The sequence below is a fragment of the Pararhizobium sp. IMCC21322 genome, assembly GCF_030758295.1.
Taxonomy (GTDB): domain Bacteria; phylum Pseudomonadota; class Alphaproteobacteria; order Rhizobiales.
On record NZ_CP132335.1, the window covers coordinates 2,893,824 to 2,908,360 of the forward strand.

Annotated in this window: 14 protein-coding genes and 1 tRNA gene; 2 read left to right on the plus strand and 13 right to left on the minus strand. The window is 54.8% G+C overall.

Going from position 1 to position 14,537, the window contains the following annotated elements:
• Position 1: 1 nt before the first annotated feature.
• Positions 2–895: a carbohydrate ABC transporter permease gene (locus RAL91_RS13675; protein ID WP_306256773.1), complete on the minus strand. Its 894-nt coding sequence runs from the start codon at positions 893–895 to the stop codon at positions 2–4.
• Positions 896–975: 80 nt separating this feature from the next.
• Complete coding sequence (locus tag RAL91_RS13680; protein ID WP_306256774.1) at positions 976–2,325, minus strand: ABC transporter substrate-binding protein; 1,350 nt, start codon at positions 2,323–2,325, stop codon at positions 976–978.
• A 150-nt stretch (positions 2,326–2,475) separates the two neighbouring features.
• Between RAL91_RS13680 and RAL91_RS13685 the strand changes: the two genes are divergently transcribed.
• Positions 2,476–4,191 carry a phosphoenolpyruvate hydrolase family protein gene (locus RAL91_RS13685; protein WP_306256775.1) on the plus strand — a complete coding sequence of 572 codons (1,716 nt, stop codon included), beginning with the start codon at positions 2,476–2,478 and terminating at the stop codon, positions 4,189–4,191.
• 12 nt (positions 4,192–4,203) lie between these two features.
• On the opposite strand, the gene RAL91_RS13690 is transcribed toward RAL91_RS13685, so the two are convergent.
• From RAL91_RS13690 to RAL91_RS13700, 3 genes are read right to left on the minus strand one after another with little or no spacing between them, the layout of a single operon-like run.
• Complete coding sequence (locus tag RAL91_RS13690; RefSeq protein WP_306256776.1) at positions 4,204–5,892, minus strand: FAD-dependent oxidoreductase; 1,689 nt, start codon at positions 5,890–5,892, stop codon at positions 4,204–4,206.
• Entirely contained in the window at positions 5,889–6,725 is an 837-nt protein-coding gene (locus RAL91_RS13695; protein WP_306256777.1) for a phosphoenolpyruvate hydrolase family protein, read from the minus strand. Before RAL91_RS13695 ends, RAL91_RS13690 begins: the two co-directional genes overlap by 4 nt.
• Positions 6,722–7,930, minus strand: a complete 1,209-nt coding sequence (locus tag RAL91_RS13700) for a Tm-1-like ATP-binding domain-containing protein (protein ID WP_306256778.1) — start codon at positions 7,928–7,930, stop codon at positions 6,722–6,724. The genes RAL91_RS13695 and RAL91_RS13700 overlap by 4 nt, the downstream gene beginning before the upstream one ends.
• Positions 7,931–8,034: 104 nt before the next feature.
• On the opposite strand from RAL91_RS13700, the gene RAL91_RS13705 reads away from it, so the two are divergent.
• Entirely contained in the window at positions 8,035–8,550 is a 516-nt protein-coding gene (locus RAL91_RS13705) for a phosphoenolpyruvate hydrolase family protein (protein ID WP_306256779.1), read from the plus strand.
• 30 nt (positions 8,551–8,580) lie between these two features.
• On the opposite strand, the gene RAL91_RS13710 is transcribed toward RAL91_RS13705, so the two are convergent.
• From RAL91_RS13710 to RAL91_RS13745, 8 genes are all read right to left on the minus strand, one after another.
• Complete coding sequence (locus RAL91_RS13710) at positions 8,581–8,790, minus strand: hypothetical protein (RefSeq protein ID WP_306256780.1); 210 nt, start codon at positions 8,788–8,790, stop codon at positions 8,581–8,583.
• A gap of 41 nt (positions 8,791–8,831) precedes the next feature.
• Positions 8,832–9,152: a sulfotransferase gene (locus RAL91_RS25095; RefSeq protein ID WP_371932545.1), complete on the minus strand. Its 321-nt coding sequence runs from the start codon at positions 9,150–9,152 to the stop codon at positions 8,832–8,834.
• Between the two features lie 155 nt (positions 9,153–9,307).
• Positions 9,308–9,383: transfer RNA gene (locus RAL91_RS13720), tRNA-Thr, on the minus strand.
• Between the two features lie 85 nt (positions 9,384–9,468).
• Positions 9,469–10,869, minus strand: a complete 1,401-nt coding sequence (locus RAL91_RS13725; protein WP_306256783.1) for a mandelate racemase — start codon at positions 10,867–10,869, stop codon at positions 9,469–9,471.
• A 68-nt stretch (positions 10,870–10,937) separates the two neighbouring features.
• A complete protein-coding gene (locus RAL91_RS13730) occupies positions 10,938–11,918 on the minus strand; it encodes an ABC transporter substrate-binding protein (RefSeq protein ID WP_306256785.1) in 981 nt (326 codons plus the stop codon).
• Positions 11,919–11,956: 38 nt separating this feature from the next.
• Positions 11,957–12,733: an ABC transporter ATP-binding protein gene (locus RAL91_RS13735; RefSeq protein ID WP_306256786.1), complete on the minus strand. Its 777-nt coding sequence runs from the start codon at positions 12,731–12,733 to the stop codon at positions 11,957–11,959.
• On the minus strand, positions 12,730–13,485 hold the full coding sequence (locus RAL91_RS13740; RefSeq protein WP_306256787.1) for an ABC transporter permease: 756 nt from the start codon (positions 13,483–13,485) through the stop codon (positions 12,730–12,732). Before RAL91_RS13740 ends, RAL91_RS13735 begins: the two co-directional genes overlap by 4 nt.
• A 3-nt stretch (positions 13,486–13,488) precedes the next feature.
• Positions 13,489–14,535 (minus strand): NAD(P)-dependent oxidoreductase, encoded by a 1,047-nt coding sequence (locus RAL91_RS13745; RefSeq protein ID WP_306256788.1) that lies wholly within the window; start codon positions 14,533–14,535, stop codon positions 13,489–13,491.
• Positions 14,536–14,537 lie beyond the last annotated feature (2 nt).

Below are 14,537 nucleotides of genomic sequence, written 5' to 3' on the forward strand. Positions count from 1 at the left end.
GTCAACTCACCCGTTTTCTGGTGTATTGCCACAGGCGCACGACTATGATGGCACTGATCAATACCATCAGCCAATTGACGATCATCATTGCAGCACCGCGCCCGAAATAGAGGTTCTGGAACGCGGTAAAGTAGGCCGAGACCGACAGCACGTCAGTGGCGTTGCCAGGTCCGCCTTGCGTTGTCCCGAAGATGATATCGAACTGATTGAGTGAATCGATCAGCCGAAACAGCGAGGCCAGAATGATGTAGGGCAGCACCATTGGCAGCTCGATACGCCAGAAAATATCCCACGCCTTTGCGCCATTCATACGTGCGCCTTCGATGATTTCCGGTGAGATGCCCCTGAGCCCAGCAAAGATAATGAGCGCAAAAAACGGCGTAAAGGTCCACACATCGATGAAGATGACCGCAAACATTGCTGTCTCGGCCTTTGATGTCCACGGGAAGTTTTCTATCCCGATGAAGCTGAGAAAATAGTTCAGAACGCCCGTCTCGGGGTTCATCATAGTCGACCACATTAACGCAACTGACAAGGGCGGTAGAACAAGCGGTAACAGCATCGCCGGGCGACACCATTTGGCGAGAAAGACGCCAGAATTGAAGAGTTTGGCTATGGCCAGACCGAGCAGGGCCTCGCAAGCAACTGCGGTGAGAGCGAAGGTAGCTGTCGCCTGAATGGAGTCCCAGAAGCGACCACGCTTGAACAAGTAGATGTAGTTTTTGAAGCCCTCGAAATCGACCCTGGCGCGGCCAAAGCGAAAATCCGTCAGGGACTGATAAAAGCCCCAGAAAAATAGCAACATAAATCCGCCAAGAATCAGGATTGCCGGCAATAGAGACACCATCAGAAAGAATTTGGTGTTCCGCGCCTTTTGCTTTGCGTGAGTAGACATGTCGGCACAAAACTCCTGGGAGAAAGACCGACGGCCCTAGAGCCGTCGGTAAGTTGCGGAAATCCGCGTCTGGGAGGATCTCAGTTGAGGTCTTCGCGAATTTCTTCCGCAAGCTCGGCTAGGCGCTCTTCAATATCAGCACCACCGACCATTTCCTGCATAGCGACAGCCCAGGCATTCATTGCCGTGCCAAAACCATAGCGTGGAGTGAACAGGAGTGACGTTTTTTCCTGCACCAGGTTGAAATTGTCATAGAAGTTGTTGAACTCCGGCTGGTTTGCGTAGTCGATCCACTCCTGGGCTTTCCAGGTTGATGAACGCGGTGGGTTGACCAACTTGCCGTCCGTGGCACCACGGATGTTCATCTCCTTGGATGTTGCCCACTGGATGAAGTACCATGCGGCATCTTTTTTCTCGGAGGCATTGTTAATTGCCAACGACCAAATCCAGATGTTGGACGCAAATTCCGAGTTGTCTGGAGCTGTTGGCGGTGGTGCAAAAGCAATTTTGCCCGATGCGTCCGATGCGCCTTTTATGTTGTTCCAGAAGCCGAACATGTTGGCGTCAACGGCCATTGCGGTCTTGCCGGTCGAAAGGCCGTCGACCACTTGATACCAGTTGTCGTTTGCCCAGCTGTCCGGTGCACAATTCTGGATCATGTCCACATAGTCATTGTGGAAACGGATCGATTCGGCAGAATCAAGCGCCGTGTCGAAATCATCGCCTGAACCAGTGAAATCACTGACCCCGTAAGACTGCGCGATCGAAATTGGAGCCGTATGGATCGATGACCAGAAGCGGACACCGCGGACCGCCATCGGGGTGATGTCCGGGTCCGCTGCGCGGATGACCTTACAGGCTTCTGTCAATTCGGGAAGCGTGCCGGGCACTTCAACGCCCAGTCGTTCCAGGATGTCCGTCCGGTACATCATCTGCATGTTTTCGAAAGCATGCGGAATACCCCAAACCTCGCCATTCGGGTCGGCAATTATCTTTTCTTCGCTGACATTCCAAGTCCAGGCCTCACGCAATGCCGGGAAGAAGTCTTCGTAGTCATATTCAGGGTTTGTCATCGTCGGGTCGGCGATCATGCCCTTCAGGGGCGCAAGTTGGCCGCCGGGAGTCACGTCCCAGGCGGGCTGAATGCCGGTGCCGACGACATCCCAATCCGGCGAGCCGGTGGACAACTGGATGTTCAGTTTGCCCCAGTAGGTGTCGTCAGGATAAAGCTCTGCATTCACCTTGATTCCGGTCAACTCTTCGAACTCGGGCAGATACGCCACGACAGCATCGGCATAAGGATGGATATCGTATGCCCATGTGATTTCTGTGCCTTCGAACTTGCGCCAATCAAAGTCTGCGGCGTTTGCCGTCGTACTCATCAGCGCAGCGGTTAGTAGCGCGATTGTGAGTGTTTTTTGATGTTTCACGGTTTTCTCCCTTTTCAAAATCTAATCTATTGGATTCCTCCATGTAAAATCGTGACACAGCTTGCCCTTGAATTGTGAGGCTTGTGCGCTAGAATTGGGTAATTTTGGGAAACTAGGAAGGGCCACCCCCATCCAGATTGCAGAGAAACAATGAAAACATTTCGTTTTCGCGTCGGAGCGGCCGTTGGCTCCGGCATGGCGGCACGCGCTGCCGAGAGCGCGGGTGCGGATTTTATTCTCGCTCTCGGGGCTAGCAAAATGCGATCCATGGGCGTGGCTTCGCCTGCGTCGCTGCTGCCCATCTATGATGCGGTCGACTTCACAATTGATTTTGCAATCTCTGAAATTCTGCCGAGAGTGGATTTGCCAACATATGTAGGGCTGCCACTTTTTGATCCGCGTCTTCAATGCGATGAATTGGTCTTGCGCCTGAAATCGCTGGGGATACAGGGCCTCACAAATTTTCCGGCTGTGTTTCACTTCGGCGAACGTGCGCAGATACTGGAACAGCATGGCCTGGGACGCGACCGCGAAATTGAATTCCTCCTGGCCGCTTCAAATGCGGGGCTGAACACGATTGGCTACGTGCGTAACCGCGCTGAAGCCAATGCTATGGTGGCGGCAGGAATCTCGACGATTTGCATCAATTTCAGCCTCAACCCGCCAAAACCCGAAGACACCGAAGACATTGACAAGGCCAGTCAACTTGTTCTGGCCGCCAAGGACATCGTGGAGAGCGTCCGAAGACCGAACAGAAACCTGACAATCTATCTGGGCGGCGGCCCTATTTTAGGCGGCGCCAGCATGGACAATTTTTGCCGCAATGCGGGCATAGACGGGTTCATCGGGGGGTCGGCGTTGGACCGGGCACCGCTTGAAAAATCGCTTTTAAAAAGCGTGGCATCGTTTCGGGAAATCCAGGTGCTGCGAAATCAGGTCGAACAGCTTGAACGCGAACTGAACCGCGTCAACAAACAATATGGTCTGGTCTGTCAGTCAATAGCCATGGATACGATGCTGGATCAGGTGGAGACTGCTATCGAATTGGGCACCCACATTGCGATTAGAGGTGAAGCGGAAACCGGACGCATGGATGTGGCAGACATGATTGCTCATCGCCTGCGACAAGGATCACGCCGCGAGGTGTGGAAAATTAGCGTCATTGAAGGCGCCGGCACCTTAAAGCAGCTCTATGGCAGCGCCCGCGAAAAGGGCAATCGTCGGTTGGTCGGGGTCCTCGAACTCTCGGGTCCACAAACTCCGATCATCCTGAAGGACGTTGAACAATTATCTCAAAACGAACAGGAAGATCTCGCGCGATTCCTGGTGCACGGTCAATATTGCCCTGTTGGCGACGAAACAGCCAAGCACAGCAACGCGAGATTGATCATTCTGCTTGATCCCGAAATAGGCACAGCGCGCGGCAAGCGACCACTTGCACCCTGTCTTTCCGATGCCTTGGCAGGGCACGAGATTTCGGTTCCGCCACTGCGCGACCGCATCGAGGATATTCCCTTGCTCGCGCAGCAATACGCAGCAAAATTTGGCGTTAAGAACGAGGACTTTCCATCGCTGGTAATCCGGACACTGGTTCGGCACAACTGGCCGGGCAATCTCAAGGAGTTTGAAGCGGCAATTCGCTGGCTTGCCGGAGACAAGGCATTATCTGCATCAGAAGATGAACTGATCGCGCACATTGGTGGCAATCAGACAACCATCGTGAACAACGGAACCATTTCCCGGCGAGACCGGATCATTCAGGCGCTTTTACTGAACAATCTCAGCCGAACCAAGACTGCGGAATATTTGGGCATTTCACGCAAGACGCTCTACAATCAAATCAGGAAGCACGACATTCTAAACTGATTGCGCATTGGCCTATGTGGGAGTTTTTGTGGCGTGTTCCACTGCCAGATAGGCCGCTACAATGGCCGGACCAATTGTAATTCCCGCACCTGGATAGACTCCAGCCATCATGGATGTCGCATCACTGCCGCAGGCATATAGTCCAGGAACTGCTTGTCCATCCTCTTTAAGAACCCGCGCCTGCGCGTCAGTTGAAATACCAACCGAAGTGCCCAGCGTACCCGGGACAATCTGCAACGCAATGAAGGGGCCGTTCTTGATCGGGCCGAGGGTGGGGTTCTTCAGCCCAAGGCTGGCATCGCCCAACGTCCGGTTAAACACCGATTCGCCCCGATTAAATTCAGGATCGCGGCCAATCTTTACGTTCTGATTGTGCTGTGCAACCGTGTCGGTAAGCGCCTGCGAATCGATGTCGATCTCGCGGGCCAGATCACCAAGCGTCTGTCCTTTTCGGATATATCCGCGCCGAATATGGCTGTCGAGGCTGGGCGTCCATGGCCAAGGCAGGATATCGCCCATGCCGCGCTTTTTCACAAAAGCTTCCTCACAGATGAAGAAGAACCGTTTGTCCTCGGGATAACCGTTCTCAAAAAGACCGATACAGATATCATGATAGGGGTTTGATTCATTGACAAATCTTTTACCATCGGGCGCCACGGCGATAACGCCCGGACGTCCCCGATCCAGCCAACCATAAGGAACGATCGCTGTGCTGCCATCCTTGTTTTTAAGGCGCGACACCGGCGTCCAGAATCCAGGGCTCGCGACATCCGCGTCCACCGAAGCACCAATCGATCGCGCTGCATTGATACCATCGCCCTGGACCTCAGGGGCGCAGAGCGTGACATCATGCGAATGCTTGCCACCGATCTCTTTGCGCAGCGCTGCATTTGCGGCAAAGCCGCCTGTTGCAAGAATAACGGCATCCTTTGCCGTGACCCGCAGCTCTTCGCCATTGTGGGACATCAGCGCGCCGGTTACCCGGCCATCTTCGACGACCAGGGCGGCCATTGGACATTCGGTTACAAGCTCTACGCCGAGTTTCCGCAGAGAAATAAGCGCTGCTGCCAAAAACGCGTTCCCGCCGCTGAGTTCAGTCCCGCGTGCATATTTCAACCGGTCCATGGCAAACCGTCCGACGCGCTTGATCACATGTCTGATCGCGGTCATGGACTTAAACGGATTTAGGAAGTGCTTGATCTCGCTTGACGTGATCATCATGCCACCTAGCACGACCCGAATTGGATCGCCGATCAAATCGAAATCTTTGCCAAGAAGCCGCCCGTCATAGGGCAGGGGGCTTAACGAACGGCCCTTCTCGACACCACCTTCGCGACTGGAGTGGTAGTCTGGCGTGCCTGCCAACACGAATTTGATCTCTGAATTCTGCTCGATCTCGCGCACGGCTTCCGGGCCGCGCTCAAGAAAGGTGTCGATTTTCTTCTCGTCATAATAATTGCCAAGCTCGCCACGCAGATATGTACGGGCTTTTTCCAGACTGTCCGCGATTCCAGCCGCTTTCGCCTGGTGCGAACAGGGCACCCAGATCATCGCGTTTGACAACGCTGTCGTGCCGCCAATCTTGGCAGCCTTTTCGCATAGCATCACGGACTTGCCTGCGGATGCTCCATAAATTGCAGCGCTTACCCCGGCAGCCCCGGAGCCGATGACGAGAATATCCACGTTCCTGGTATTGGTCACGTTTCTTTTCCTCTTGGAAATGGGATGGCTTTGAATTCTTCGGCAATCGATTTTACGGCGCGCTCAATCGGAATACGCTCGATTGACGAGGCTCCCACAAAGCCCACGCATCGGGTTTCCTCGTAGACCCGACGTGTGTCTTGGGGTTCGGCTATCTTGCCGCCATGACACAGAAAAAGAGGTGAATAACCTGCGTCTGCCACAGCATCGGTCATATCCGCAATCTTGCGGATCTCTTCATCCAATTTGGTGCTGGTCTCATGTCCGACCAGCCCGCCACCGGTTGCGCCGATATGAGGGACAAGGCAGTCGACGCCTTTTCCCGACATGTCCAGCGCGTCCTGTACGGTGGCGACATAAGCCATGGTAAAGAGGTCGCGTTCACGGGCGCGCTCGATCAGTTCCACTTCGCGGTTCCAGCCAAGTCCCACCTTGCCGCGGCGCTCTCGCCACGTCTCACCCATAGTCGAGATTGTAGGGTAGTTGATAATGCCCGAGAAGCCTGCGGCTTCGAAATCGTCAAGCACTTGTTCAAGGTCCATCCGTGTCGGATCCCAGGCCTCAACTCCGCCGATGACGGGCGTATCTGAGACTACATTGCGGATTTCCGAGGCCATTTCGATCGTGTTGGCATTGGAATCGCCGATCCGGCTGGTTGGCAACCCCATCAGGCGTGACCGGCCCGTGCTATATACAATCAGCACATCAGCACCGCCCAAGGCAGCACATTTGGCGACCAGGCCACAACTCGTGCCAGCACACAGAATGGGACGGCGAGCATCGATTTCGGTCTTCAGACGTTCGAGCACTTCGTGTCGTGAGAAGTTTTTCATGTTGCTACTTTTAATTGGTCGATCATCCAGTCGGCGCAAAGGTCCGCGAATGCCGGATCATTGATGTGGTAGTCGGTTTCTGTGAATGCGATATCGTGGTGGAGCGTTGCTTTCATTTCGTCCCGCCATGCGATGTTGGCAACGGGATCATGGAACGGATTGCCCGGCTTGTCGTAATCAGACACGCCCAGTCCCGGCCAGAACACAGCGACGGGTCCTGAGGCCTTGTTCAAACGCGCGGCAGTCATACGTCCGATCTCCGCAGTGTCTTTTGGGGTGGTGCGCACCAGCGTTGTCATGGGTGTGTGGCGATAGGTAACACGATCCGCAAATCGGTCAGGGACGGTTTCAGGCGCTCCGAAGTTTGCCATGTCGGTTGCACCCGGAGCAATCGCCTGCGGAATGCCCAGCCGCCCCGCTGCCGTGAGCCGTGCCTCGCCAGCGCTGGAGGTGCCACCCAACAGATGATCCGCCAGTTCTGTTGTTGTCAGGTCAATGACACCGTCAAAGGAACCCTTCTCGATCAGCGACTCCATCGTCCGACCACCAGCGCCATTTGCCGGAAAAACGATAGCTGTGATCCCGGCTTTTTCCAGTCGCGTCTTGACCGACTGAACTGCAGATGTAGTGACACCGAAGGCCGTAATTGCAACCATTGGTCCATCTTTTTCTGCAACGGGTGTCCAGTTCAGACCCGAGGCCGCTGCAATAGCGTTGTCCAATACGGCTCGGGTAAATTGATTGAGGCCGAAGAGATCGACCAGCGTCGGCATCAGGATCGTGTCTGACGTGGTCGCAATTTCAGCCAGCAAGGGTGGCCGGCCGCTCGTCACCAGAACTTTTGGAAAACCGAAAGGCAAGTCGCGCGTGATTTGATTGAAAACGCCGGCCCCTTTGCCGCCGGCAACGCCGACAATGGCGCTGATTTCATCGTTTGATACCAGTTCAGTGATAATGCCCCTTGCGCTTTCAGCCATAGCTGAAAGCGCTTCAGCCGGCCCCTGCAGCAGGGCGTCGCTGCACACCCGTGCGGCGATCTGATCGCGGCTTATTTCGCCTGCAAAGTCTGGCTCGCCTGCTGTTCCAACATCAATCACACAAACCTCGCGACCGCGGTCTTGAAGGCCGTCCCTAAGATAGCTCGCCTCGGGTCCTTTGGAATCCAGGGTCGCAACGATTGCAATCTTTCGGGCGTCAGTTTTCATATGGCTGCTTTGATTCCATTGTTTTGACCAATATCTCAGGTTGCTGGTCCACAATCTACGCAGGATCGTTGCGTCAATGTGTAACTTTGGGTAAGGATCAGCCTATGGACGGTTTTTTTGCATGCATAACCAAAGACCCGTTTGCGGAGGTGACGCAGCAGAACGCGATTTCAATTTATGCTCCGGCCTTGCAAGGCTACTCGCGTGAAATTGCACTTGCAGCTGCAATGCTTCCTCTGGGTAATCTGAACGCGGTCACATCAGAACGGATTGCATCGCTTGCCGATCAGGCCCCAAAGTCAGCTTATTGCGGAATCTTTGCACTGGACCCTTTCGTGCAATGGAAGGACTTTTTGGCACGGATAAAATTGGCCGGATTTCGAGGTGTCTGCAATTTCCCAACGCTGCCGGAATTTGGGCCAGAAGAAGAACAGGCGCTGGCAGCTTCCGGATTTTCCTTCGAGCACGAACTGGAAGTGCTTGCCAGATTTGCCGAAGAAGGAATGGATATCGCTGTGGTTTGCCCGACCCAAGAGGCCTTTGGTCTTGCGCGAGTAAAATTTCAAGGACGGGAGGTGCCACTTTGCTTATCAAAGAATGTAAATTTCAATGGCGTCTGAGCATTACGTGCCAGCCTCAGGATGCCGCCACTAGCCGATACGATGTGTTTCGAGATGGGTAATGAATTTGGCCATTCCCTCGGCCCGGAATGAGATGTGCTCTAACCGAAGGCTCTCACTGTCCTCATGCACCATGGGAGCCGGATCTGCCTCAATCAAATGAAGAACACGGACTTCACCCAGGGTAAAGCCAAGCTCCGCGGACCGGAAATTCTGGGCGCGAGCCGGATCGCAGCCCAAGAACCTCTTCGTACCAAGTGACCATATCGTCCAAATGGACCTTACGGATATTGACGTGATCCAAGGCGAAGAGGGGCATTGTTTTGTCTCCTCAGATACATGCATTGCTGCGGTGGAAGCTGGTGGCAGAATCCGCTGTGGCGAAAATCGGCCACCGGAACTGGCGCACCACAAAACCGGCAAAGTGGCTCCCATCCGTCGCTGGGACTGAAGATCAGCAGCTTGTCCGCCGGGATCGTTTTACGGACCTTGGCGTTGTTTGCTCGGTATGCGGCAATCGCGGTTTCTCGATCCAAGCCAGTATCGCCGCCCTGACCAGGGATCCTGTCGAAAAAGATAGAAGAAATTATGCAGACAATCACGAGGATCGTGATCCGCAACGCGCCACCCTCAGCACTTCAAATCATGGCGTTTTCAGCGGGCAGGTCACTATCGACAACCTGTTCGGCACAAGGGTGTAACCTATGTCTTAGGTACAATCCGTTACCTATGTCTCCGGGTCGGACAATGGGAAAAATGGTGCCGATTATGGGATTCGAACCGGCGACCCCATCATTACGAATGAAGTGCCCTACCAACTGAGCTAAAGCGGCTCTTTATAAAAAGTCATTTTTTCCCGTCCTCTGTTGTTAACAAAAAGCCCCGCATTTCAACTCAATTATGCTGGGTCACTTAATGCTAACAACCTGTCGTAGGCAGGTTTGAATACGAGCTGGTTTGCTCCAATGAGTGCAGATCTATAACACCGGCATTGATGGCCAACTGCAATCGTTCCTGCTCTTGTCGGTACAAGCCGGGTTGGTTGTTCTGATAAAAACTGCGGTGGACATCATCAATGCCGGTTTTGCCATCACCATAAAAATGGCCGTTGCGTTCCACGTGGGTGCATCCGATCAGGGAGGCTAGAGCCAGATCCTGCTGCAAAGCCAATCCCGGTTGTGTGGACAGGTCTTCAGCGGACATGAAATAGCGCTCAGCGCCTTCCTCTGCGTTCCATTTGGTCACACGCGCACGGTTCAAAAGAGCGCGGTAGACCCCTTTGCAGGACTTTGAAGAAATACCGCGATAGCCAAGGGCACGCGCTTGTACGAAGGCGTCGATGCTGTTGTCTGACTCATCAATCTCGATGGGTACGCGTGCGCCAAGTTCTCCGAGTGGTCTGGAAAGGGCTTCGCTTCTTGCGATGGGCTGCTCGATCATGTGGGTGGAAGCGACCAGCCGCGAAAGCCGCTTGTCGGCCAGCATGGCCGAGTGAAACGTGGCAAAGGCCTCGCCATCTTGATATTGCTCATTGCCATCAAGGGTGCATAGATAGGGCTCTTCGCCTCGGTCGAGCAAACTGGCAATGCGCACCAATTGCTCAAGATCCTTTGTTTGATCGCCGCCAACCTTGATCTTGAACGCTTTCAGGCCCCAGGCCTTTATGGCCGCTTCCAGGCTTTCCGGAAGGCCATCATCAACCCGTGTTGCAGAATCGATATCGCTTTCAAAGATCGCATCAACCAGACCAACCGTGTGCCTGGCGATGATTGAGGCTTGTGGGGCGAGGCGCGCCAGGAATGCGCCAAAATCAAATGCTGCAAGATCAGGAGCCGTCGCCGAGGTCAAGCCGACAGCATTGGACCGCACAAGCTTGGAGAACGAGGTATCCAGTGCAATACACAATGCGCCGATGATCGCCTTGTCAAGGATCGCATTGCCAAAACCTGCCACCAAGCCGTTGAGGTTTTCCTGAGCACAAGCCTTATGGTGCCCTGGATCGTGCCGGGCGTGCAGACCAAAGGCTGTGAGAGGGGTATCGGTGGACAGGTAAGCCTGCCTGGCAAGTTCAACAGCACGCAAAAGCTGCTCGACATTATCTTCGTTCGAAAGTTCAGGCGACTTGTCGAACCATTTTGGGGCAAGCAGTTCTGCTGCGTGACCGGTTGCCTGCCGTCCATCTTCCAACTGTATGAGCACACTCACACGCGCTTCGCGTGCCTCGCGCAGTGTCACTACGCCGTAGCGAAACGGCAGTCGCAATCCGACAGGGCGGGTGGTCACGCGAACATCCATCACACGCAGCTTGGGAGTCATCATTGCCTCATATAAAAAGTCCCCGGCGCCACAGTGAGCGCCGGGGACGGGTAAGGTTCAGGATTGCTGGCTTACATGCCGGGGTAAGCAATGCTCTCGTCAATGAAGTCATTGGTGAATTTCGTTGTCGCGTCGAATTCACCAAGATCATAGGCTTCACGCACTACGGTATAATCGGCTTTGATGCGGTCCATATTCCAGGATCCAAGCGGCAGATCATTGCCGACGCCGGGCATGACACGGGCTGCATATTCCAGCTGACGGGCCGCATCGCTCTGGCGCATGGAGACTGCTGAAGACAGTGCCTGGGAACAGGGATCGGGGGTTTCCAGGCAGAAAGCGAACGCCCGCTGCGTGGTTTGTACAAAATTGCGCACGGCTTCCTCTTTCCCTTTGATCACGCTGTCAGCCACATAGTATGCCAGCGAATAGGTGTTCATGCCGTGATCGCGTAGCAGTGCAAAACCCAGATCATCTCCGAAAATGTCTTCATAAATGAAGTGTACCGAGTAAAAATGCGTTGTCACATCCACAGCGCCGGACTGAAGAGCTGCCACTTTGCCGGTTGGTTGAAGGTTCACCCAGTTCACACTTTCGGGATCAACACCCAGCGCACGGGCAGCAGGCACCCACATCTGGCGGGTGGCGTCAAAGGCAGGCGCGCCGATGGAACGGCCGGCAATGTCTTTGATGGTTTCGATACCCGAAGAACGGCGCCAGTAAAGGCCCGCAGCGTTGTCATTGTAAGCAACCATGACCCCGGTAAACTTAGAACCGCGTGCAAGGAACTGTAGCGCTGTTGGCGTATCAATGATCGCAATCTCTGTCTGGCCGACATCCAGCGCGGTGGCGGCAGCGCCTGAGCCCGAGCCTTGGCGCACTGTCAGTTCAACACCGGCTTCATCATACCAACCTTCCTGCAAGGCGTAGTAGATTGGGGCATGGTCGCCGCCTGCCGTCCAGTTCAGTTGCAAGTTCAGCTCTTCAGCTGATGCCAGACCGGTGGAGCCAATCAGGGCTGCACCTATCACACTAAGCATAGTCTTTTTCATCGTTTTCTCCCTAGAGAATGGGCGCCGCCCGTCATGCGTTATTGCATGCCAAGCAGTTGGTAGATGCGCCGCGTGTATTCGCCGAATTTTTCGGTCGTTTTGACATCAAGCGTGCGAGGTTCAGGCAGCTCAATGTCCATATGTGCAGCCATTCGGGCCGGACTTGAGGTCATCACAGCCACTTGCGATCCAAGGAAAACCGCTTCCTGGATGCCGTGGGTGACGAAGAGGATGGTCTTGCGGCTTTCTTTCCAGATCCGCAGCAGTTCAAGGTTCATACGTTCGCGCGTCAGGGCGTCAAGCGCACCGAACGGCTCGTCCATCAAGATAAGCTTGGGATCGTGGATAAGAGCGCGGGCAATGGAGGCGCGTTGCTGCATGCCACCGGAGAGGTGTTGCGGATAGGCATTAGCGAAATCACCAATTCCAACCATGTCGAGCAGATATTTAGCCCGCTCTCGGCTTTCCTTACGGGGCAGGCCGAGTATCTCAGCTGGCAGCAACACATTGTCTGTGATCGTGCGCCATTTCAGCAGCAGCGCCTTTTGAAAAACCATGCCGATGTCGCGGCCTGGCGTGAAGGGCGAGTCTGTATTGCCAATCTCAACCGTTCCTCCGCTTGCTTCATGCAGTTCGGCCAGAATGGACAGCACGGTGGACTTGCCGCAACCAGATGGTCCAACGATGGAAACAAGTTCGCCCTCGCGCACGTTCAGCGTCACATCGCTGACTGCCAGAAAGTCCTGCTTGCCAACGGTGTAGGTCTTGCTCACGCCATCAAGACGCACGAATGGGGCTTCAGTTGTGTCGCTCATGTCGTGATCCCCTTGCGGGTGATAAAGAAATATTCCAGCAGCAGGACCATGCCGTAAAGCGCCACGCCGATGAGCGTGATGAAGACGAGGGCCATCATCATGGCAGACGTGTTAAGCGCGTTCTGCTGGGCAAGCAGGAAGTAGCCAAGGCCACGTTCCGAAGCGATGAACTCACCCACAATGGCACCGGCCACAGCCAGAACCGCAGCTACTTTCATGCCGGAAAACAGGTAGGGCAGCGAGCCGGGCAGAAGGATCTTGATGAAGATCTGCCAGCGGTTAGCCTTGATGGATTTCACCAGGTTCAAGAGCTCGGGCTCCACCTCGATGAGGCCGCGATGGGTGGTGAGGACAATGGGGAAGAAACAGATGGTGAATGCGATGATCATATTGGGCACCAGACCGAAGCCGAGCCATACAATGAATAATGGAGCCATCGCCACCTTGGGCACCATGTTGATGGTGACCAGCAGCGGCATCACGCCGGAGTTGAGCGCCGGAACCCAGACAAACAGCACGGCAAGCGTGACGCCAACGATGACAGCGAGAAAGTAGCCGCCAAAAATCTCAAGCGTTGTCGCCCAGATGTGCGTTCCCCAATTGTAGGACGGCTCCCACAATTCACGTATGGTCTCCAGTGGCGAGGGTAGAATATAGCTCGGCAGGTCGGTGACCATGGTGGCAAACTGCCAGAGCGCGATGAACGCGATATGGGCACCGATGGCGTAACCGTAGTTTTTCCAGGAGCTCAATGGTCAGAACTCCCCTGAGCGTACATTGAATTTGGATGGCTTGCCGTGGATCGGATTGTCGTTTTTGACCCAGTCCGCAACCCACTTGATCATGGCATCCATTGGCACGACGGGGTTGCCGAACATGCCATTGGCCTTGTCGCAGTTCACCATCAGACAGGTGTCCTGTTCCTGCTCCTCAAAGACAGGTTCAACGCCGAAAGCCTCGCCAAAACGATGCGCCAGATAGCGGATGGACACTGTCTCCGGCCCACCGACATTGATCGGGCTGGCAGGCGTCTCACAATGATTCAGCATGCGCAGGAACTGTGCATTCGCATCGCCCTGCCACATGATGTCTGCATGGCTGGTGGCCACGGGTACCGGCTGGCCAGCTTTCACCCAGGCCGCCACCTCCTGCATCACGCCGTAACGGGGATCGATGGCATAAACGAAGCGCATGATCCGCCCTGGTGTGTTGTGAAGTCTGGAGAAATATTGAAAGGTGCGCTCGCGCCCGACCACAGAGTTGGCGTATTCACCAGGACGTGCCAGTGGCGGGCTGCTTTCAGTGACACCGCCATGTAGTGGGTTCGACCATGGATAGACGTGGATGGTGGAAAAGGAGACGATACGTGAATCTTTGAACGCCTCTGCAGTGATCTGCGGGGCAAGTGTGTTCATCGCCCACAGAAAGTCTTCCCGACCGCTGGAGTCGAATTTCAGGCCCGCCATGTAGATGACGTTCTTCACCTTTGGCAGCGCGTTGACGGCATCCCGGTCCAGCAGGTCGCAGGCAATCGTCTCAATGCCCCAAGCATTGAGACGCTCCTGCACGCCGGCCTCGGAAAATCTGGAAACACCGATCACACGCTTGTCGGGTGCGGCCTTCTTGGCCATGCGTGCCATGGTTACGCCGATCTTACCGCCCACGCCAAGAATGATAATATCACCATCCAATGCATTCAGATCGTCGATGACGCCTTGGGTCGGGATCGACATAAAGTCTTCCAGATGGTCCACATCACGAAAGGCTTCGGGGAAGATGGCGGGTGTAAGAATTTCAGTCATTA

Bases quoted from the DNA above. Each gene is read 5' to 3' on its own strand.
- RAL91_RS13675 (WP_306256773.1), bottom strand. From the start codon at position 895: ATGTCTACTCACGCAAAGCAAAAGGCGCGGAACACCAAATTCTTTCTG.
- RAL91_RS13685 (WP_306256775.1), top strand. From the start codon at position 2,476: ATGAAAACATTTCGTTTTCGCGTCGGAGCGGCCGTTGGCTCCGGCATG.
- RAL91_RS13695 (WP_306256777.1), bottom strand. From the start codon at position 6,725: ATGAAAAACTTCTCACGACACGAAGTGCTCGAACGTCTGAAGACCGAA.
- RAL91_RS13700 (WP_306256778.1), bottom strand. From the start codon at position 7,930: ATGAAAACTGACGCCCGAAAGATTGCAATCGTTGCGACCCTGGATTCC.
- RAL91_RS13705 (WP_306256779.1), top strand. From the start codon at position 8,035: ATGGACGGTTTTTTTGCATGCATAACCAAAGACCCGTTTGCGGAGGTG.
- RAL91_RS13725 (WP_306256783.1), bottom strand. From the start codon at position 10,869: ATGATGACTCCCAAGCTGCGTGTGATGGATGTTCGCGTGACCACCCGC.
- RAL91_RS13730 (WP_306256785.1), bottom strand. From the start codon at position 11,918: ATGAAAAAGACTATGCTTAGTGTGATAGGTGCAGCCCTGATTGGCTCC.
- RAL91_RS13735 (WP_306256786.1), bottom strand. From the start codon at position 12,733: ATGAGCGACACAACTGAAGCCCCATTCGTGCGTCTTGATGGCGTGAGC.
- RAL91_RS13745 (WP_306256788.1), bottom strand. From the start codon at position 14,535: ATGACTGAAATTCTTACACCCGCCATCTTCCCCGAAGCCTTTCGTGAT.